The 18,440-nt window shown below is 65.4% G+C and carries 15 protein-coding genes; 10 read left to right on the top strand and 5 right to left on the bottom strand.

Going from position 1 to position 18,440, the window contains the following annotated elements:
* Window positions 1-248 precede the first annotated feature (248 nt).
* On the top strand, window positions 249-1,661 hold the full coding sequence (gene otsA / locus LJ656_RS02395) for an alpha,alpha-trehalose-phosphate synthase (UDP-forming) (RefSeq protein ID WP_230507664.1): 1,413 nt from the start codon (window positions 249-251) through the stop codon (window positions 1,659-1,661).
* Window positions 1,662-1,913: 252 nt separating this feature from the next.
* Entirely contained in the window at window positions 1,914-2,981 is a 1,068-nt protein-coding gene (locus LJ656_RS02400; protein WP_230507665.1) for a glycosyltransferase family 4 protein, read from the top strand.
* 295 nt (window positions 2,982-3,276) lie between these two features.
* Here the strand turns inward: LJ656_RS02400 and LJ656_RS02405 are convergent, their stop codons facing one another.
* The 4 genes from LJ656_RS02405 to LJ656_RS02420 all read right to left on the bottom strand — a co-directional run bounded on the left by LJ656_RS02405 (window position 3,277) and on the right by LJ656_RS02420 (window position 5,913).
* Entirely contained in the window at window positions 3,277-3,870 is a 594-nt protein-coding gene (locus LJ656_RS02405; protein WP_230507666.1) for a BPSL1445 family SYLF domain-containing lipoprotein, read from the bottom strand.
* A 500-nt stretch (window positions 3,871-4,370) separates the two neighbouring features.
* Window positions 4,371-4,820, bottom strand: a complete 450-nt coding sequence (locus LJ656_RS02410) for a hypothetical protein (protein ID WP_230507667.1) — start codon at window positions 4,818-4,820, stop codon at window positions 4,371-4,373.
* A 347-nt stretch (window positions 4,821-5,167) separates the two neighbouring features.
* Window positions 5,168-5,461 carry a PsiF family protein gene (locus tag LJ656_RS02415; RefSeq protein WP_230507668.1) on the bottom strand — a complete coding sequence of 98 codons (294 nt, stop codon included), beginning with the start codon at window positions 5,459-5,461 and terminating at the stop codon, window positions 5,168-5,170.
* Between the two features lie 269 nt (window positions 5,462-5,730).
* Window positions 5,731-5,913, bottom strand: a complete 183-nt coding sequence (locus tag LJ656_RS02420; RefSeq protein ID WP_230507669.1) for a hypothetical protein — start codon at window positions 5,911-5,913, stop codon at window positions 5,731-5,733.
* On the opposite strand from LJ656_RS02420, the gene LJ656_RS02425 reads away from it, so the two are divergent.
* Both LJ656_RS02425 and LJ656_RS02430 read left to right on the top strand, forming a co-directional pair.
* Window positions 5,912-6,211, top strand: coding sequence for a YciI-like protein (locus LJ656_RS02425; RefSeq protein WP_230507670.1), 300 nt, complete (start codon window positions 5,912-5,914; stop codon window positions 6,209-6,211). The genes LJ656_RS02420 and LJ656_RS02425 overlap by 2 nt on opposite strands.
* A 582-nt stretch (window positions 6,212-6,793) precedes the next feature.
* A complete protein-coding gene (locus LJ656_RS02430) occupies window positions 6,794-8,311 on the top strand; it encodes a transposase (protein WP_230507671.1) in 1,518 nt (505 codons plus the stop codon).
* 51 nt (window positions 8,312-8,362) lie between these two features.
* Here LJ656_RS02430 and LJ656_RS02435 read toward each other — a convergent pair whose 3' ends face one another.
* Window positions 8,363-9,967 (bottom strand): mannose-1-phosphate guanylyltransferase/mannose-6-phosphate isomerase, encoded by a 1,605-nt coding sequence (locus LJ656_RS02435; protein WP_230507672.1) that lies wholly within the window; start codon window positions 9,965-9,967, stop codon window positions 8,363-8,365.
* A gap of 604 nt (window positions 9,968-10,571) precedes the next feature.
* Between LJ656_RS02435 and LJ656_RS02440 the strand changes: the two genes are divergently transcribed.
* The 6 genes from LJ656_RS02440 to LJ656_RS02465 all read left to right on the top strand — a co-directional run bounded on the left by LJ656_RS02440 (window position 10,572) and on the right by LJ656_RS02465 (window position 18,439).
* Window positions 10,572-11,969: an undecaprenyl-phosphate glucose phosphotransferase gene (locus LJ656_RS02440; RefSeq protein WP_230507673.1), complete on the top strand. Its 1,398-nt coding sequence runs from the start codon at window positions 10,572-10,574 to the stop codon at window positions 11,967-11,969.
* 49 nt (window positions 11,970-12,018) lie between these two features.
* Window positions 12,019-13,455, top strand: coding sequence for a UDP-glucose dehydrogenase family protein (locus tag LJ656_RS02445; protein ID WP_230507674.1), 1,437 nt, complete (start codon window positions 12,019-12,021; stop codon window positions 13,453-13,455).
* Window positions 13,437-13,892 (top strand): arsenate reductase/protein-tyrosine-phosphatase family protein, encoded by a 456-nt coding sequence (locus LJ656_RS02450; protein WP_230507675.1) that lies wholly within the window; start codon window positions 13,437-13,439, stop codon window positions 13,890-13,892. The genes LJ656_RS02445 and LJ656_RS02450 overlap by 19 nt, the downstream gene beginning before the upstream one ends.
* The gene (locus tag LJ656_RS02455; protein WP_230507676.1) at window positions 13,886-15,091 is read left to right on the top strand and encodes a polysaccharide biosynthesis/export family protein; all 1,206 of its coding nucleotides are present in this window, start codon (window positions 13,886-13,888) and stop codon (window positions 15,089-15,091) included. Before LJ656_RS02450 ends, LJ656_RS02455 begins: the two co-directional genes overlap by 7 nt.
* 106 nt (window positions 15,092-15,197) lie before the next feature.
* On the top strand, window positions 15,198-17,423 hold the full coding sequence (locus tag LJ656_RS02460; protein ID WP_230507907.1) for a polysaccharide biosynthesis tyrosine autokinase: 2,226 nt from the start codon (window positions 15,198-15,200) through the stop codon (window positions 17,421-17,423).
* A 92-nt stretch (window positions 17,424-17,515) separates the two neighbouring features.
* Complete coding sequence (locus LJ656_RS02465; RefSeq protein ID WP_230507677.1) at window positions 17,516-18,439, top strand: glycosyltransferase family 2 protein; 924 nt, start codon at window positions 17,516-17,518, stop codon at window positions 18,437-18,439.
* Window position 18,440 lies beyond the last annotated feature (1 nt).

Below are 18,440 nucleotides of genomic sequence, written 5' to 3' on the forward strand. Positions count from 1 at the left end.
GCGAAGTCACCCGAAGCGCGGGACGCGACGCGCCGCGCATCCCGCAGATCAACCCACGCGGCGTGCGGCCGCCATTTGACCCATACTTAAATCATTCACGCATTGGCGCGCTACCGGCTACCGGCGGGCGCAATCGTGGTCCGGGCCGAGCCGTTGCATGCGGTAGCGGTTACACGCCGCGCGCGTGAACTTCCGGGCCCGCGACCGCAGCCAGGCGCGCCGCACGTACCACAAGGAGGACATCGAACATGGGCCGACTGATCGTCGTGTCGAATCGCGTTGCGACGCCGACGGAGACCAAAGGATCGGCAGGCGGGCTCGCCGTCGGCGTATTCGGCGCGCTCAAGGACGCGGGCGGGGTCTGGTTCGGCTGGAGCGGCGACGTGGTCAGCGAGACCGTCGCCAACGCCGGGCCGGCGCTCGAACAGGACGGCGCAGTGACGTTCGCGACCGTCGGGCTCACGCGCAAGGATTACGACCAGTACTATCGCGGCTTCTCGAACGCGACGCTGTGGCCGGTATTCCACTATCGCAACGATCTGGCGCGCTACGAGCGCGAGGAATACGCGGGTTACCGCCGCGTCAATGCATGGCTGGCGCACAAACTGATCAAGCTGCTCGAACCGGACGACGTGATCTGGATTCACGACTACCATCTGATCCCGTTCGCCGAGGCGCTGCGCAGCGAAGGCGTGACCAACCGGATCGGTTTCTTCCTGCATATTCCGTTTCCCGCGCCGCAGATCCTGCTGAACATCCCGCCGCATGAGGAGCTGGTGAAGTCGCTGTCGTGCTACGACCTGCTCGGTTTCCAGACCGCTACCGACCAGCAGGCCTTCCACGACTACGTGACCCGTCATGCACGCGGCACGGTCAGCAACGGCAATCAGGTCGAAGCGTTCGGCCGCAAGCTGCGCACCGGCGTGTACCGGATCGGCGTGTTCCCCGACGAAATCGCCGACCAGGCGAAGCGCTACGAAAGCCGCCAGCACGTGCTCGATCTGAAGCAGAGCCTGGAGGGGCGCAAGCTGATCATGAGCGTGGACCGGCTCGATTATTCGAAGGGTCTGGTCGAGCGTTTCCGCTCGTTCGAACTGCTGCTCGAGCGTTCGCCCGAATGGCGCGGCAACGTCACGCTCGTGCAGATTGCGCCGCCGACGCGCTCGGACGTCGCGACCTATCAGAAGATCCGTCAGGACCTCGAATATGAAGCAGGCCGAATCAATGGCCGTTATTCGGGTCTCGACTACACGCCGATCCGCTATCTGAACCAGCAGTACGACCGCTGGAAACTGATGTCGCTGTTCCGGGAATCGCAGATCGGCTTCGTCACGCCGTTGCACGACGGCATGAATCTGGTCGCGAAGGAGTACGTCGCCGCGCAAAATCCCGACGACCCCGGCGTGCTGGTGCTGTCGATTTTCGCCGGCGCGGCCGCGGAATTGAGCGGCGCTCTGCTGGTCAATCCGCACGATGCGATCGGCATGTCCGAAGCGCTGCAGCAGGCGTTGCAAATGCCGCTCGCCGAGCGTCAGCGGCGTCACGAGATCAATATGGCCGCGCTGCGCAAGAACGATCTCGGGGTCTGGCGCGATTCGTTCCTGCGCGATTTGCGCAGCGTGCCGTTGCGCAACACGGGCGAGGGCGGCGGCCACAAGTGAGCGGCGCGCGGTGGCAAGCCGCAACGGAGCGTCACGCGTCCCCGTCTCCCGGATGTAAGCCGGGTGTAACAGCACCGAGCAAATGCAAGAGCTGCGGCGTGGCCGCACGCGTCAGGAAATAATGCACGCTAGCGATGGTGCATGGGACGCTCACGCGCCACGTGCATTGCCCGGATGTAATGGCGCTGTCATACTCGGCGTCGCTGACGTGCACCGCGATCACGCGCAAGCCGTCAGCTCATGGAGACAGATATGAAAATTGCGCAGATCGCCCCGCTGACCGAATCCGTGCCGCCGAAACTCTATGGGGGCACCGAGCGGGTCGTGTCGTATATCACCGAAGCGCTGGTCGAGCAGGGCCACGACGTGACGCTGTTCGCGAGCGGCGACTCGGTCACCAGCGCGAAGCTCGAAGCGGTCTGGCCGCGCGCGTTGCGTCTGGACCCCGGCATCCGCGACCGCGTCGCGCCGCATATGCTGTTGATGGAACTCGTGCGCCGCCAGGCCGAAGAGTTCGACGTGCTGCATTTTCACCTCGACTATTACTCGTTCTCGGTATTCAAGCGCCAGGACACGCCGTTCGTGACCACGATGCACGGCCGGCTGGACCTGCCCGAGCAGCAGCCGGTGTTCGACACATTCAACACGGCGCCGGTGATTTCGATTTCGAACGCGCAGCGTCATCCGTTGCCGCAGGCGCACTGGCTGACCACGGTCTATCACGGGCTGCCCGAGCAGCTGTATACGCCGCAACCGGTCGAACAGAAGTACCTCGCGTTTCTCGGCCGGATTTCGCCGGAAAAACGCGTCGATACCGCGATTCGCATCGCCGGGCGCTGCGGCATCCCGATCCGCATCGCCGCCAAGGTCGATTCGGCCGACCGCGAGTACTTCGAGCGCGAGATCCGGCCGTTGCTCGATCTGCCGTATGTCGAGTTCATCGGTGAGATCGCCGATCATCAGAAGGCCGAATTTTTGTCGGGCGCGCATGCACTGCTGTTTCCGATCGACTGGCCGGAGCCGTTCGGCCTCGTGATGATCGAGGCGATGGCCTGCGGCACACCGGTGATCGCGTTCAATCGCGGCTCGGTGCCCGAGGTGCTAGAGGACGGTGTGACGGGCTTTATTGTCGAGGACGAGATCGGCGCGGTGGCCGCGGTGAACCGGCTGCACAAGATGCCGCGCGCCGGCGTGCGGCGCCGCTTCGAGGAACGCTTCACGTCGCACCGGATGGCGCGGCAGTACGTGGATGCGTATCAGTCGGTGATTCGCGCGCAGAAGCGTTCGCGCTTCAAGGTGATCGATACGTCGGGGAGTTGAGAGGGCCGCGGGTCGATCGGTGCCAGATTGGCGCTGGATCGGCATTCAATCGGCATTCAGGCACGAGCGGTGCTGCGCGACGCGCGGCGCCGCTTTTTTTATGGCCGGCGACCCGCTGCAACTACGGCGCAAGAGCGCGGCGAATTTGCGCCGCCAAACTCGCCGGCAATAGAAAAAGCCGCACGAAGCACTCGACCAGAGCTTCGCGCGGCTTCGCGCAGGTTGCTGTTGCGATGGACGGCGCACGGCCGGGAGCCGCCGCGACGAGCGCACCGCAATGCGCCCGTCAGCGCGCTCAGATCTTCAGGCGCGAGACCTTCGTGCCTTGCAGCGACACGTCGCCCATCAGGCCCGCGTTGGTCATCACGAACACCTGCACCGGGGCGGTGGCGGTGTTCGTGTCGACCGCGCCATTTGCGCCGATCTTCACGAGCGCCACCGACGCGTCGACGCCGGCCGACCAGCCGTCCGCGTTGCGGAATTTGTCGAGCGAATCCTGGGTCATGAACAGGAAAATGATCGCCTTCGACTGCGCGCCCGCCTGCAGGCCGAACGAACCCGAGATCGTGCTGTAGTAGCCGACCGTCGCGCCGCCGACGCGCAACGCGCCTTCGCCATACTGACCGCCGACGATAAAGCCCGCTTGCAGCACCGACGGGAACACCAGCACGCCGCGCGCCTTCGATACCAGTTCGCGCGAGCCCGGCACCGTGTTGAACAGCTTCGAGAGCGTGCCGTCGACGCTGGCGTCGATCGCATGGCGCTTCGAAGCGTCGGTGGCGGGAGTCTGGTTATTGTCCTTGGGACCCGTCGTCGTACAGCCGGCGAGTGCAAGGCCACCGAAAGCAATCGCAGCGGTCGTCTTCATCATGAAGTGTCGTCTTTGCATCGTTTTTCTCCGTCGTGAGTCCGGGCACAACCGTAAATGGTGCTGCCCGGTTGCCATTGAGTTATATCACACGCGCGCGCGGATGGCGCGTTGCGCGATGACGCTAAAAGCCTTGCAGGGCAAGGCTTTGAGGCGAATCGTAAGGTGCCGGCAAGTAATTTTGACCGGCGTTTCGCGACGCTTCCACGCGCGCCGCGCGCGCGCTGCGCACGGAGAGAAACGCGTCGGGCGCCCAGCGCACGCCGATTTTGGGGACGCTTCAGCGCGCCCGTCCAATGCGCCGGTTTTTACCGATCGACGCGGGTTCGCCCTTACCTCTGTAACAGAACTGAAAGTGTTGTTTCGGCGCAGCGCGCGGCGGCCCTGTGCTGCGGAAACGACAACTGGCTCAAAAACAGTGTCGAATGGTGACGGGGCCGGGCGGCGCAACGAACGAGGCGACTCACGGTGCATTTGTGAGCAGTCGCTGCAGCCTGCCCGAGGGTATCCAGCGCCGCGCATCAGCCGTTATTCGCCGGGCTCTTGACCACGGGCGGCCGCCGCAACGCGCGGCGGACCATGCCGATGATCGCGCCGATCGCGAACAGGATCGCAGCCGGCACGACCCAGTAGCCGACGAACGCGTGCCACAGATAAGCCATCAGCGTCGAACGGCGCACGTTGTACTCGTTGATCGCGTCCTGTTGACGTGGCGCGTTGGCGGCCAGCACGTCGGGCGGGCAGCCGGCGGCTTTTGCTACGTCGGGCTTGCCGTGGCAGTGCGCGGAGGCGCCGGCGGCGCGTTGCGCGTCGGAGAAATTCCAGGTGGTTAGCGCGCGCTCGAGATCGACCGCGTTATACGACATTTCCTCGCGGATCTCGTTGACCGCGACGATCGCCACGGGCACGGCCCAGAATATGATCACCAGCAACCACCGCCTTAACCAGCGGTTTTTGTGCTTCGAAACCATCCTTGCCTCCGATCGATGCTCAGCAGCACGAACGACAAGATGGCGGCCCGTCTGATCTTGATTCTGTATTTAGGGGGTGGGCCGTCTCCGCAGTCATCATAGAAGAAAACGGCGTGACCTGGCGGGCGCACTGTGGAGCGCGGTCCCGCCGCATGGGCAGATGCGTTGCGAAGGCGAGCGATCGCGTGCAGGCGCGGGGGAAAGAGAAAGAGAAGGGGAAAGGGAAAGGCCGGCAACGCCGGCTTGCGCGTCGAGCGATGCAGACGTGCAGCGATGCAAGTGGTGAGAGGAACCCGGCGCCGCGTTCATCGCGCGGCGCCGGCTTGATCCGATGCGGGGGAGGGCGGTTAGTTCGCCGGCGCCGACGACAGGCAGCTCTTCATGAATGCCTTGCGCTCGTCGCCCTTTTTGTCGGCGGCCTTGGTGTTGCAGACCTTCATCTTTTCCTGCTGGGTCATCGGTGCGGCGGCCGGCTTCGCGGACAGGCAGGTCTTCATGAACGCCTTGCGCTCGTCGCCCTTCTTGTCGCCGGCCTGCTTGTTACAGTCGGCCATCCTGGTTTGCTGGCTGTTCTCGGCGAACGCCGGCGATACCAGCACCGCGCCGAGCACCAGTGCAGCGATAGCGGATTGAATTTTCATGGGACACTCCATCGTGATGACAACGGTTTTGGTCGTTTTTGCGCGCGGGCCTCGATGGCCTCCCGTGCCCATCGGCGCATCCATTATGGCAAATGGCATCTGCGAAAACGTCTTTCGATGCGTCGCGGTTGACAGCCGCATGCGCTCGTTTTCCCTTAGGGGCACGCTCGAGATGGCGGCGCGACGTTTGAAACGGCCGAATGGAAATGAAAAAGAAATCATGCTATGCAATGCAAATAAATTCATTCCGTCTGTTCAAATAGTGGCAATCAAATGGTCTCGGACGATATCCGAATCGATGCAAAAAACTCGCAACTAACTTTTTTGCATTGCTGCGAGTGCAACTGAATGGAAATTGCTCCGAAATCCCACGCCTGCATGCCGTCCAAAGCGACCCGCCGGCGAATGCCGTCCACAGCTTGCTGATTGATCTTTGCAAGGAGCTTCATCATGCATTACCTATTGATGTACGAGCTGGTGCCCGACTATCTGGCCCGCCGCGGCGAGTATCGCGACGCACATCTGAAGCTCGCGTGGGCCGCCGTCGAGCGGGGTGAACTGTTGCTGGCCGGCGCGCTCGCGGAGCCGACCGACAGCGCGGTGCTGCTCTTTGACGGCGCGTCGCCGGCGGTCGCGGAAGCCTTTGCCAAGGCCGATCCGTATGTATTGGCCGGACTCGTGACGAGTTGGCGCGTGCGCGAATGGACGACCGTGGTCGGCGCACACGCAGCGCGGCCGGTGCGCGTATAAGCACGCGCGGCAGCGAGTCGAGCGCGAGATTACGCGGCGCACGTCGCGCGTGCGCGGCTCGCGCATACGCATTTTTAAGCGCGGCGATCCCACCGCGACCCGGCGTTGCGGCGGGCCGGCCCAGCACGGCCGACGCCGTCGCGCGTACTATCAAAACGCATTGAAATGCGTACTGATTCATTCATTCGGATTTCTAAAGGCTATTCGCAGCGGATCAATGCGCTTGTGCTCCGCAACACGCCGATTCGATGCTGGATAAGACGGCATTTCTGTTACGGCAATAGGTGAGAAGGCGCAGCGAAAAACACAATATTGTTTCTATCCGTAACACTTGTCTCAACTATATTCAGCTCCTTGAATGGGATGGTATGCTTCGTGCACAAATTCTCCCATGCACGAGTGAGACCGCGTTTTGTGCGTCGAAACAGGGATGAACCGCACCAACTCCGGGCGGGATCGCCGATTCAGACCGACCGTACAAAACAAATTTGTGCAACCGGGGGCCGTACACGGGTCGTGAAAGTCAGGAACCCGTGGCAGGCCCAACGCCGCGGCCAGGCCAGGCCGCGTGGAGAACATCCAATGTTTTTCGAAGAACTGAACAACGACGAATGGGCGCTGCTGGCGCCGCTCGTCTCCGACGAGCCGGCCATCCGTCTGAACCGGCGCGGCCGGCCGCGCGCCGAACCGCGCATCGTGACGAATGCCGTACTGTGGATTCTGACCACGGGCGAACCGTGGTCCAGATTGCCAGGACGCTATCCGTCCGGCCCAACCTGCCGCCGCCGCTTCGAAGAGTGGCAACTGAACGGCATCCTGCTGGAGATGGTCCGCCTGCTGTCGCAAAGCGGGCGCAGCTTCGCGTACATTCCCCAACCGGCGCCGCCCGTTGCGGCCAAACCCGCGGCACCGGTTGCGCAAACCCGCACGAGCCGCGAAGACACCTTGCGCGGCGTGTCGTGGAAGAGTCCCGAGTCATGGCAGGCGCCGCGCGTATCGAGCGCGCCGGGCCAATGGCGCGTGGCCGATCCGATCGGCGACATCACGCGGCAATTGTCCGGACTCCCGAACGAGGCCGCGCCGCTGCGCGCGGCTACGCCGGCAGCGGCCGGTGCTGCGAGCGGTGCCGCGCGCGCAGTGTGGGCGGTGCAGCCGCTTGCCACGCAGCAGCGGCAGGCAGGTAGAGCAGTGGACCCGCTCGGTGGGACGCCGGCCCCGCAAGCGGTCGCTCAACCGGTCGCTCAACCGGCGGCGCACGCGCTCAGCGTCACGCAGGCGGCATTGTCGGCGATCGATGCGACGCTCGCCGCGCACGGCTACCGGATATCCGAAGCGGCAGACCAGCACGCGAGCTTGCACGGCGCGCCGGGCACGTCCAGCGCGTGTAGCGTGGATGAGCGGCGCGAGCCGCTGACGCTGTCGCTCGCGCCGCGCGGTATGCAGTTCGAGGATCCGCGCGGTTATCTGATCTACGTGGTGGTCGAGCAGGTGCCCAACGCGATGTATCGCGCGTCGGTGGAGATCACGAAGGACGGCGCGCGTGTCGAGCGTTCGGGCCTCGTCGGTCCGCGTTTCGAGGTGATCGCGGACGCGCAGCGCTTCGCGTTCGATTGGGCCCGTCAGTGGATCGATCGCGAGTGCGCGACCGCAGCGGCGGCGGTTGCGCTGGCCGCACGGCAGGCGCAAGCGAATGTAGCAACAGCGACCCACGCGATGTCCGGCTATGCGGCGCGCTCGGCAGCGCATCCGCTGTCGGCGCTGCGTCATGCGCCAGAGCCCACGTCGTCCGGCAGCGCGGTGAGCGGCGCGGCGCCCAGTGATGGCTCATTGAGCATCCCGCCCGAAGGGGCGCCCGGACCTTCTCTCAATACGCCGTCCGGCACCTCATCGAGCGCATTGCGCGGACCGCTGCGCCGTTACCCGGGCGAGGCCGCGAGCGCCGCCGTAACGGGCAGCACAGGCAACATGAGCAACACGAGCGGGCCGGCTGCAACGGCCGGCGCTACGGGCGCCGCGAGCGGCGCAAACGAAACCACCACGACCGAACGTTTCTCGTCGTCATACCGCGAACTCGTCTCGCACGCGGCGCACATGGAATAAGCCCGGCATGCCCCGCGGCGTCTTCGCGCCGCCGCAGGTTCCCGCCTCGTTTCACTGCCGTCCGTATGTATCGTCGAAGCGCACGATATCGTCTTCGCCAAGGTACGAACCGGACTGCACCTCGATCATTTCGAGCGGCATCTTGCCCGGGTTTTCAAGCCGGTGGGTCACGCCCAATGGAATATAGGCCGATTCGTTTTCCGACACGATGAAGCGCTCCTCACCGCGCGTGACGAGCGCGGTGCCGCGTACGACGATCCAGTGCTCGGCGCGATGGTGATGCATCTGCAGCGACAGCCGCGCGCCCGGCTTGACGACAATGCGCTTGACCTGAAAACGCTCGCCGCTGTCGACCGAATCGTAGTGGCCCCACGGCCTATGCACCTTGCGATGGCTGGCCGCTTCGCCGCCGCCTTCCGCGCGAATCCGCGCGACGATCTTCTTCACGTCCTGCACGCGCGAGCGGTCGGCGACGAGGATCGCATCGGCGGTTTCGACGACCACGAGGTTCTCGGTGCCGACGCAGGCGATCAGGCGTCCTTCGGAATGCGCGAAGGTCGCGCGCGCGCCCTCGAACATCACATGGCCACGACGCACGTTCTGCTCCGGGTCCTTCTCCGAGATGTCCCAGATCGCGTCCCACGAGCCGACGTCGGACCAGCCCGCGCGCAGCGGCACGACTATGCCGGCGGCCACGTTCGGCTGCGCTTCGCCGCCGAGCTGCTCCATCACCGCATAGTCGATCGAGTTCGCCGGCGACGCCTTGAACGCATCGCGTTGCAGGCGCAGGAAGTCGCCGTCCTGGCTCGCATTGCCGAATGCGCTCACGCACGCATCGTGAATCGCCGGCTGGAACTGGCGGATCGCATTGAGCCACGTCGACGCGCGCAGGATGAAAATGCCGCTGTTCCACCAGTATTCGCGCGATTCGACATAGCGTTGCGCGAGTTCCAGGTGCGGCTTCTCGACGAAGCGCTCGAGCCGGTGCGCGACGTTGCCGCTCGATGCTTCGGGCTCCGTAGCATTGGCGCCATCGACGGCGCCATCGGCGTCGCCGTCGACCGGCGCGCCGATACGGATGTAGCCATAGCCCGTTTCCGCGCGCGTCGGCACGATTCCCATCGTGACGATATGGCCGGCCGCCGCATACCGCACGCCGGTCGCGACCGCCGCATGAAAGCCGGCGCTGTCGGTGACCGCGTGATCGGCGGGCATCACGACCATGATGCCGTCCTCGTCCTGCGCGGCGATCGCCAGCGCGGCCGCGGTCAACGCGGGCGCCGTATCGCGGGCCGCGGGTTCGAGGATCAGCCGGCTCGGCTTGCCGCTGATGCGCAACTGTTCGGCGGTCGTGAAGCGCTGTTCCTCATTGGCGACCACCGTCAACTGGCCGGCGAGCGGATAGCCGGCGTCGAGGCCGTCGAGACGACGGGTCGTCGATTGCAGCAGCGATTCGTCGCCGAGCAGATCGATCAGCTGCTTCGGATGCTGTTCGCGCGACATCGGCCACAGTCGCGTGCCCGAGCCGCCGGCGAGAATCACCGGATGAACCTTCAGTTTGACGCCGGTGGAGGCGGCGCATTGGGAAGCCGGCGCGCTGGCCGGGGCGGACGTGGGCCGGGTGCCGGCAGGGGGGAGCGAGGCCGCAGCGGTCATGATGAACTCCTCGAGGCTGGAAGAATGCCGTCGAGTTTGACACGAACCGCTAAATCAATAAAAGCGCGTTAAATCACATTGCCATCAAATTCCGCATTAAATCTATCCAATACGGATTTAAAATTTCCCGAATATTCAATAAAAAATAAAAATTACCTGAAAAAAATTGGCGTGGATTTTTTTACACTCGATTGTGCGCAAGAATGACGTCGACGGTGGTGCGCGAGCCGGGGCGATGCCAGCGGCCGGGGAAGACACTGCGTCCGGGCTGTCTCGAAAGCGCTTCGAACAAGGGCTACGACAGCGCGCGAGCGGTCGCGAAAACGGTCTCGCCAGCGCTCGCCAAGCGCCCCTGTCAAGCTTTATTGCGGCAACAATTACCGCTCAAAATCCGCAAAAAATGTCGAAATTTTGACCGATACAATTTGAGATATTTTGCGGTATTGCCGTGCGAATTTTAATACCGCTTTATTGATATATGTACAAGGGTATTCACTCATTTCGACGCGCTTTATTCAAAGCGGCAATGCCCGGCGCACGCATCAACCAACCCGCATTAACCAATCGACGGACGACACTTGACTGACGAACTGAGGGACAGCCGATGCTGAGCGTTCTAGCGAGAATCATCGACATCGCCATGGTCGCGCTCGCCGCGCTGCTGGCGGCGGCCGTGCACAGCGGTCAACCGGTATGGCTCGACGACATGCAAAGCGTGTCGCTCGCGTTCGGCTGCCTGCTGGTCGTGGTGTTCTTCCCGGCGCTCGGGATCTATCAGTCGTGGCGCGGCAAGCCGCTCTACGATCTGCTGTCGCGGGTGGCCGGCGGCTGGCTGCTGGTCGAAGTGGCCGGCGTGCTGATCAGCTTCAGCGTGCACCGCTCGGACAGCCTGTCGCGTCTGTGGCTGGTGTATTGGGCCGTCGCGACGATCGCGCTGCTGGTCGTGACCAAGACGCTCGTCTATTCGATTCTGCGCGGACTGCGCCGCGAGGGCTTCAACCAGCGCGCGGTCGCGATCGTCGGCAGCGCGCCGTATGGGCGCTTCCTGATCGAGCAGATGCGCGGCCGTCCCGAAGCGGGCTTCGCGCCGGTGGTCGTGTTCGACGAGAACGGCACGACCAATCCGTACGAGGACCCGGACGCGGCCGCGTCGATCGACGGCGTGCCGGTCGAGCGTGACTATCAGCGCCTGCTGCAACTGCTGCGCGAGCGCGCGATCCGCGAACTGTGGCTCGCGCTGCCGATGTCGAAAGAGAAGGCGATCCATCGCTTCGTCAGCGATCTGCGCCACGACTTCGTGAACATCCGCTTCATCCCGGACGTCGGCAGCCTGACGCTGTTCAATCAGCCGATGGTCGAGCTGCTCGGCGTGCCGGCGATCAATCTCGCCGCGTCGCCGATCACCGATCTGCGCGTGCTGCCCAAGCGCGTATTCGACCGCCTGTTCGCGCTCGTCGCGTTGAGCGCGCTCGCGCCGCTGATGCTGGCGATCGCGGTGCTGGTCAAGATGAGTTCGCCGGGGCCGGTGCTGTTTCGCCAGCGGCGCAAGGGCATCGACGGCCGCGAGTTCGAGATCTACAAGTTCCGCTCGATGAAGCTGCACCATGAGCAGGCCGGCACGCTCACCCAGGCGCGCCGGCACGACCCGCGTATCACGCCGGTCGGCGCGTTCCTGCGCCGCACCAGCCTGGACGAGCTGCCGCAATTCATCAACGTGCTGCGCGGCGAGATGTCGGTGGTCGGGCCGCGCCCGCACGCGCTCGAACACGACGACATCTACAAGGATCTGGTCAAGGGCTACATGCACCGCTACCGGATCAAGCCGGGCATCACCGGCTGGGCGCAGATCAACGGCTATCGCGGCGAAACCGACCGGATCGAAAAGATGATGGGCCGCGTGAAGCTCGATCTGTACTACATGCAGCACTGGACCTTCTGGCTCGATCTGAAGATCGTCGCGCTGACGCTGTGGAAGGGCTTCACGGGCAGCAACGCGTACTGAGCGCCGGCGCTCAGTGCTCCGAATCAACCTATTTTTCGAGGTGTAACAGATGAACCTGACGATCATCGGCAGCGGCTACGTGGGGCTCGTGACGGGCGCCTGTCTGGCCGACATCGGCCACGACGTGTTCTGTCTCGACGTCGACCAGCGCAAGATCGACGTGCTCAACGGCGGCGGCGTGCCGATCCACGAGCCGGGTTTGCAGGAGATCATCGCGCGCAATCGCCGCGCCGGCCGCCTGAGTTTTTCGACCGACGTGCAGGCGGCGGTCGCGCACGGCGAGATCCAGTTCATCGCGGTCGGCACGCCAGCCGACGAAGACGGCTCCGCCGATCTGCAATACGTGCTCGCGGCCGCGCGCAACATCGGCCGTTATATGACCGGCTTCAAGGTGATCGTCGACAAATCGACGGTGCCGGTCGGCACCGCGTCGCGGGTGCGCGACGCGGTCGCCGCGGAACTGGCCGCGCGCGGCGTCGAGCAGATGTTCTCGGTCGTGTCGAATCCTGAGTTCCTGAAGGAGGGCGCGGCGGTCGAGGACTTCACGCGGCCCGACCGGATCGTGCTCGGCTGCGACGAGGACGTGCCCGGCGAAAAGGCCCGCGAGCTGATGAAGCGCCTGTACGCACCGTTCAATCGCAATCGCGAGCGCACGCTGTACATGGACGTGCGCTCCGCCGAATTCACCAAGTACGCGGCCAACGCGATGCTGGCCACGCGCATCTCCTACATGAACGAACTCGCGAATCTGGCCGACCGGGTCGGCGCCGATATCGAGGCGGTGCGCCGCGGCATCGGTTCCGATCCGCGCATCGGCTACGACTTTCTGTACGCCGGCTGCGGCTATGGCGGCTCGTGCTTTCCGAAGGACGTGCAGGCGCTGATCCGCACCGCCGCCGACGAGGGCGCGAACCTGCGCATTCTCGAAGCGGTCGAGGCGGTCAACGACGCGCAAAAGCAGATCCTCGCGCAGAAGATCGTCGCGCGGCTCGGCGAGGATCTGTCCGACCGCACGTTCGGCGTGTGGGGTCTCGCGTTCAAGCCGAACACCGACGACATGCGCGCGGCGCCCAGCCGCGAGCTGATCGCCGCACTGCTGCGCCGCGGCGCGCGCGTGAAGGCGTACGACCCGGTCGCGATCGACGAAGCGAAGCGCGTGTTCGCGCTCGATCTGCGCGACGTGCCGCAGCAGCACGCGCGGCTCCAATTCGTCGACGATGAAATGGCGGCCGCGCAACACACCGATGCACTGGTGATCCTGACCGAATGGAAGGTCTTCAAGAGTCCTGATTTCGACGCGCTCAAACGCGCGTTGAACACGCCGCTGGTTTTCGACGGCCGCAATCTGTACGAGCCGGACGCGCTGCTCGAACTGGGCATCGAATACCACGCGATCGGCCGGCGCCACGCGCTGCGCAATGCGCCCGCGCGGGTCGGCGCGCAAGCTCTGGTGCCGGCGAACGAGTCATGTTTTCCAACGTTCTGATCGTCTGCCACGCGAACGTGTGCCGCTCGCCCGCCGCCGAGATGCTGTTCAAGTCCCGGCACGCGCGCGCGGCACGCGACGGCGCCGCGCCGATCGCGTTTCACTCGGCGGGCCTGCGCGCGATCGACGGCCACCGGATGGACCCGGTGATGCGGCGCCTGCTCGAAGAGCGCGGCGTCGCCGCCGGCCCGCATCGCGCGCGCCGGCTCGACCGCAAGCTGGTGCGCGCGGCGGACCTCGTGCTGGTCACCGAGCGCGCGCAGGTGAGCGACGTCGAAGCGCTCGACCGGGCCGCGCGCGGCAAGGTTTATCCGCTCGGCAAATGGCTGGCCGATACGGACGTCGCCGATCCGCACGGCGGTGCGGAACACGACTACAGGGAGAGTCTCGTGCTCATCGAACATCTGGTCATGGGATGGCTACAGAAAATATGCTGAACAAACCCCACGCCGCAGCTTCGCCCGCGAGCCCGCGCGCGAAGCTCGGCGCCGCATTGCTGCTCGCATCGCTGCTGTCGGCCTGCGCGACCGCGCCCGGCAATTATCTCGACACCTCGCGCCTGAAGGACAACGATCCGGCGCCGAGCGAAACCTATCCGGTCCATCTGATCACCGCGAACCTGATCGTCAGCCAGGCGCAGGCCGCCGCGAGTCAGCCGCAGCTGTTGCCGCCGGCGCCGCTCGCCGATCCGTCGCAGTACGTGTACCGGCTCGCGCCGCAGGACATTCTCGGCATCACCGTGTGGGATCACCCGGAACTGACCACGCCGCAGGGCAGCACGCTGTCGTCGGGCGGCAATACCACGCAGAGCGTCGCGGGCGCGTTGCAGCAGCCGTATACGGCCGCGCTGCCGGGCCAGGCCGATCCGTACGGCCAGACCATCGCGCACGACGGCACGATCTTTTTCCCGTTCGTCGGCCGTATCCAGGCAGCCGGCAAGACCACCGGCGAGCTGCGCGAGCAGTTGACCCGCGGCCTCGTGCGCTACATCCGCAATCCGCAGGTCGACGTGCGCGTGCTGTCGTATCGCAGCCAGAAGGTGCAGGTGACCGGCGACGTCAGGCAGCCGGGCCCGCTCGCGGTCAGCGACGTGCCGCTCACGCTGGTCGACGCGCTGACGCGCTCGGGCGGCGCCACCGACAACGCCGACATCCAGCGCGTGCGGCTCACGCGCAACAAGCAGTTGTACGTGCTCGACGCGAACCGGATGCTCGATCGCGGCGACACCACCCAGGACGTGATGCTGCAAAACGGCGACGTGATCAACGTGCCGGACCGCAGCGACAGCCGCGTGTTCGTGCTGGGCGAGGTGAAGACGCCGCTGCAGATGCCGATGCTCAAGGGCCAGTTGACGATCGCCGACGCGCTCACGCAGGCCGGCGGGATTCTGAACACCGACGCCAATCCGCGCCAGATCTTCGTGATGCGCGGGATGCGCGAGCACCCGACCACGCCGGAAGTGTTTCGCCTCGACATGACGCAGCCCGACTCGATCATGCTGTCCTCGCAGTTCCAGTTGCAGCCGATGGACGTCGTGTATATCGGCACCGCCGCGTCGACCACCTTCAACCGCGTGTTGCAGCAGGTGCTGCCGAGCGTGCAGACGCTGTTCTATCTGAAGCAGTTGACGCGCTGACGACGAAGGTCCGCCGCCGCCGGTCGCGCACCGCTGTGCGGGGCGAGGCGCGGGACCTCGGCGCGGGACCTCGACAACACCGAAGTACCACACGAAACGGGATCGAATTGTGAGCACTCAACTCTCTCCACACATGAGCGGTCCGCTCAAGACCGAAGAAGAGGACATCGTCCTCGGCCAACTGGTCCAGGTGATCCTCGACGACATCTGGTGGCTGCTCGCGATCACCGCGCTGATCGTGTCGCTGGCGATCGCGTACTGCTATCTCGCCAAGCCGGTGTACTCGGCCGACGCGCACGTGCGCGTCGAGCAGTCCGACAACACCTCGCAGGCGCTCACGCAGACGCAGACCGGCGCGGCGATCACGAGCGGCTCGCAGTCGCTGGCCACCGACGCCGAAATCGAAATCATCAAGAGCCGCGGCGTGGTCGGGCCGGTCGTGCAGCAGTTGAAGCTGAACTTCAGCGTCACGCCGAAGACGATTCCGCTGCTCGGCAACATCGCCGCGCGGCTTGCGACGCCGGGGCAGCCGGCACGTCCGTGGCTCGGCCTGAGCTCGTATGCCTGGGGCGGCGAGAAGGTCGAGCTCGATTTGATCGACGTGACGCCCGCGCTCGAAGGCGAAAAGCTCACGCTGCGCGTGATCGATGAGCAGCACTACGAATTGCTCGCGCCGAACGGCTCGCTGCTGCTGCGCGGCCGGGTCGGCGAGCAGGCGCAGGGCGGCGGGGTCACGATGAACGTCGCGACGCTGATCGCGCGGCCCGGTCAGGAGTTCATCGTGGTGCGCGCGAACGACCTCGATGCGATCAGCGGATTCCAGTCGTCAATCAGCGTGCAGGAGCAGGGCAAGCAGACCGGCGTGATCCAGATCTCGCTGGAGGACAAGAATCCCGAACACGCGGCGCTGGTCGCCAATGCGCTCGCGCAGTCGTATCTGCGCCAGCACGTGTCGAACAAACAGGCCGACGCGAGCCGCATGCTCGACTTCCTGCAAAGCGAGGAGCCGCGTCTGAAGGGCGACCTCGAACGCGCGGAAGCCGCGCTGACCGCGTATCAGCGCCAATCCGGCTCGATCAACGCGAGCGAGGAGGCGAAGGTCTACCTCGAAGGCAGCGTGCAGTACGAGCAGCAGATCGCCGCGCTGCGTCTGCAGATGACCCAGCTCGCCGAGCGCTACGGCGACGACCACCCGACGCTCGTCGCCGCGCGCGAGCAGATGGCCGAGCTGCAGGCGCAGCGCACCAAATACGCGGACCGCTTTCGCGATCTGCCGGCCACTGAAGTGAAGGCGGTGCAATTGCAGCGCGACGCGAAAGTCGCCGAAGACATCTACGTGCTGCTCCTGAACCGCGTGCAGGAGCTGTCGGTGCAAAAGGCCGGCACCGGCGGCAACGTGCATATCGTCGACGCCGCGCTGCGCCCGGGCGTGCCGGTCAAGCCGAAGAAGGCGCTGATTTTGTCGGCCGCGGTGATTCTCGGGCTGATCGCCGGCACCGGCTTCGTGTTCCTGCGCCGCAATCTGTTCAAGGGCATCGACGATCCGGATCACGTGGAGCGCGCGTTCCATCTGCCGGTGTTCGGCATCGTGCCGCTCAGCGCCGAGCAGGCCCAGCTCGAAAACAGCTTCCTGCGCGGCGGCGAACGGCTGCGCCCGGTGCTCGCGAACGCGCGGCCGAAGGACGTGACGATCGAAAGTCTGCGCAGTCTGCGCACCGCGATGCAGTTCACGCTGCAGGACGCGCGCAACCGCATCGTGATGCTGACCGGCCCGATGGCCGGCGTCGGCAAGAGCTTTCTCACCGTCAATCTGGCGATGCTGCTCGCGCACTCCGGCAAGCGGGTGCTGCTGATCGACGGCGATATGCGCCGCGGCGCGCTCGAGCGGCAGGTGGGCGGCGATCAGGACAACGGTCTGTCGGAACTGCTGAGCGGCCAGATTTCGCTGGAGGAAGCGATTCGCACGACCAGCGTCGAGGGGCTCAGCTTCGTGTCGTGCGGACGGCGGCCGCCGAATCCGTCCGAGCTTCTGATGTCGCCGCGGCTGCCGCAGTACCTGGACGCCCTCGCGAAACGCTACGACGTAATCCTGATCGACACGCCGCCGGTGCTCGCGGTGACCGACGCGTCGATCATCGGCGCGTACGCGGGTTCGACCTTCTTCGTGATGCGCTCGGGCATGCATAGCGAAGTCGAGATCGCCGATGCGCTCAAGCGTCTGCGCGCGGCCGGCGTGCATGTGCAGGGCGGCATCTTCAACGGCATGCCGGCGCGCTCGCGGGTCGGTTACGACCGCGGCTACGCGGCGACTCAGGAATATCTGAGCACATGAGCCGAGCCCATGAGCCGACCACATGAGCCGACCACATGAGCCGACCACATGAGCCACGCACATCAGCAGAACGAACAGACGAGGACATCCCGATGAAAGTGACGGTACTGGTTCCGACCTATCGCCGCCCGGCCGATCTGGCGCGCTGTCTCGCGGCGCTCGCGCGGCAGTCGCGCGCGCCCGACGAAGTGGTGGTAGTCGCGCGCGTCGACGACGACGCGACCCATGCGTGCCTGCGCGATCCGGCTACGCGCAGCAGCCTGCCGCTGGTGATCGCGCCGGTCGACCTGCCCGGCCAGGTCGCGGCGCTCAATCGCGGACTCGATGCGGCGAGCGGCGACGTGATCGCGATCACCGACGACGACGCCGCGCCGCGCGCCGACTGGGTCGCGCGCATTGCCGCCGCGTTCGCCGCCGATACGCGCCTGGGTGCGCTCGGCGGACGCGACTGGGTGCATGAAAAAGGCCGCGTGCTCGACGGCGCACGGCCGCTGGTCGGCAAGGTGACCGCGCACGGCAGGATCATCGGCAACCATCACCTCGGGGTCGGCGCCGCGCGCGAGGTCGACATCCTGAAGGGCGCGAACATGAGCTATCGCGCGGCCGCGGTCCGCACGATCCGCTTCGACGCGCGGCTGCGCGGCGCGGGCGCGCAGGTGCACAACGACATGGCCTTCAGCCTCGCGGTGAAAAACGCCGGCTGGAAGCTGGTGTACGACCCGCAGGTCGCCGTCGATCATTTCCCGGCCGAGCGTTTCGACGACGACAAACGCGACGCGCAGACGATGGCCGCGCTGCGCAACGCCGCGTACAACTTCCACCTGATCCTGCGCGACCAGTTGCCGCCGCTGCGCCGCGAAGCCGCGTGGTGGTGGTGGACGCTGGTCGGCACGCGGCTCTATCCGGGGCTCACGCATGCGGCGCTCGCCCTGCTGTCGAAACAGGCGCCGCTGCGACTGTCGCGCTGGCGCGCGGTACGCGGTGGCGCGCACGAAGCGCGCCGCGCGTTGTCGTGAG

The sequence above is a fragment of the Paraburkholderia sejongensis genome, from assembly GCF_020880815.1.
GTDB lineage: Bacteria > Pseudomonadota > Gammaproteobacteria > Burkholderiales > Burkholderiaceae > Paraburkholderia > Paraburkholderia sejongensis.

What these genes read in the sequence shown, in the direction of transcription:
- otsA (WP_230507664.1), top strand. Translation starts at nt 249, where the DNA reads ATGGGCCGACTGATCGTCGTGTCGAATCGCGTTGCGACGCCGACGGAG.
- LJ656_RS02400 (WP_230507665.1), top strand. Translation starts at nt 1,914, where the DNA reads ATGAAAATTGCGCAGATCGCCCCGCTGACCGAATCCGTGCCGCCGAAA.
- LJ656_RS02405 (WP_230507666.1), bottom strand. Translation starts at nt 3,870, where the DNA reads ATGCAAAGACGACACTTCATGATGAAGACGACCGCTGCGATTGCTTTC.
- LJ656_RS02410 (WP_230507667.1), bottom strand. Translation starts at nt 4,820, where the DNA reads ATGGTTTCGAAGCACAAAAACCGCTGGTTAAGGCGGTGGTTGCTGGTG.
- LJ656_RS02415 (WP_230507668.1), bottom strand. Translation starts at nt 5,461, where the DNA reads ATGAAAATTCAATCCGCTATCGCTGCACTGGTGCTCGGCGCGGTGCTG.
- LJ656_RS02425 (WP_230507670.1), top strand. Translation starts at nt 5,912, where the DNA reads ATGCATTACCTATTGATGTACGAGCTGGTGCCCGACTATCTGGCCCGC.
- LJ656_RS02420 (WP_230507669.1), bottom strand. Translation starts at nt 5,913, where the DNA reads ATGATGAAGCTCCTTGCAAAGATCAATCAGCAAGCTGTGGACGGCATT.
- LJ656_RS02430 (WP_230507671.1), top strand. Translation starts at nt 6,794, where the DNA reads ATGTTTTTCGAAGAACTGAACAACGACGAATGGGCGCTGCTGGCGCCG.
- LJ656_RS02435 (WP_230507672.1), bottom strand. Translation starts at nt 9,967, where the DNA reads ATGACCGCTGCGGCCTCGCTCCCCCCTGCCGGCACCCGGCCCACGTCC.
- LJ656_RS02440 (WP_230507673.1), top strand. Translation starts at nt 10,572, where the DNA reads ATGCTGAGCGTTCTAGCGAGAATCATCGACATCGCCATGGTCGCGCTC.
- LJ656_RS02445 (WP_230507674.1), top strand. Translation starts at nt 12,019, where the DNA reads ATGAACCTGACGATCATCGGCAGCGGCTACGTGGGGCTCGTGACGGGC.
- LJ656_RS02450 (WP_230507675.1), top strand. Translation starts at nt 13,437, where the DNA reads ATGTTTTCCAACGTTCTGATCGTCTGCCACGCGAACGTGTGCCGCTCG.
- LJ656_RS02455 (WP_230507676.1), top strand. Translation starts at nt 13,886, where the DNA reads ATGCTGAACAAACCCCACGCCGCAGCTTCGCCCGCGAGCCCGCGCGCG.
- LJ656_RS02465 (WP_230507677.1), top strand. Translation starts at nt 17,516, where the DNA reads ATGAAAGTGACGGTACTGGTTCCGACCTATCGCCGCCCGGCCGATCTG.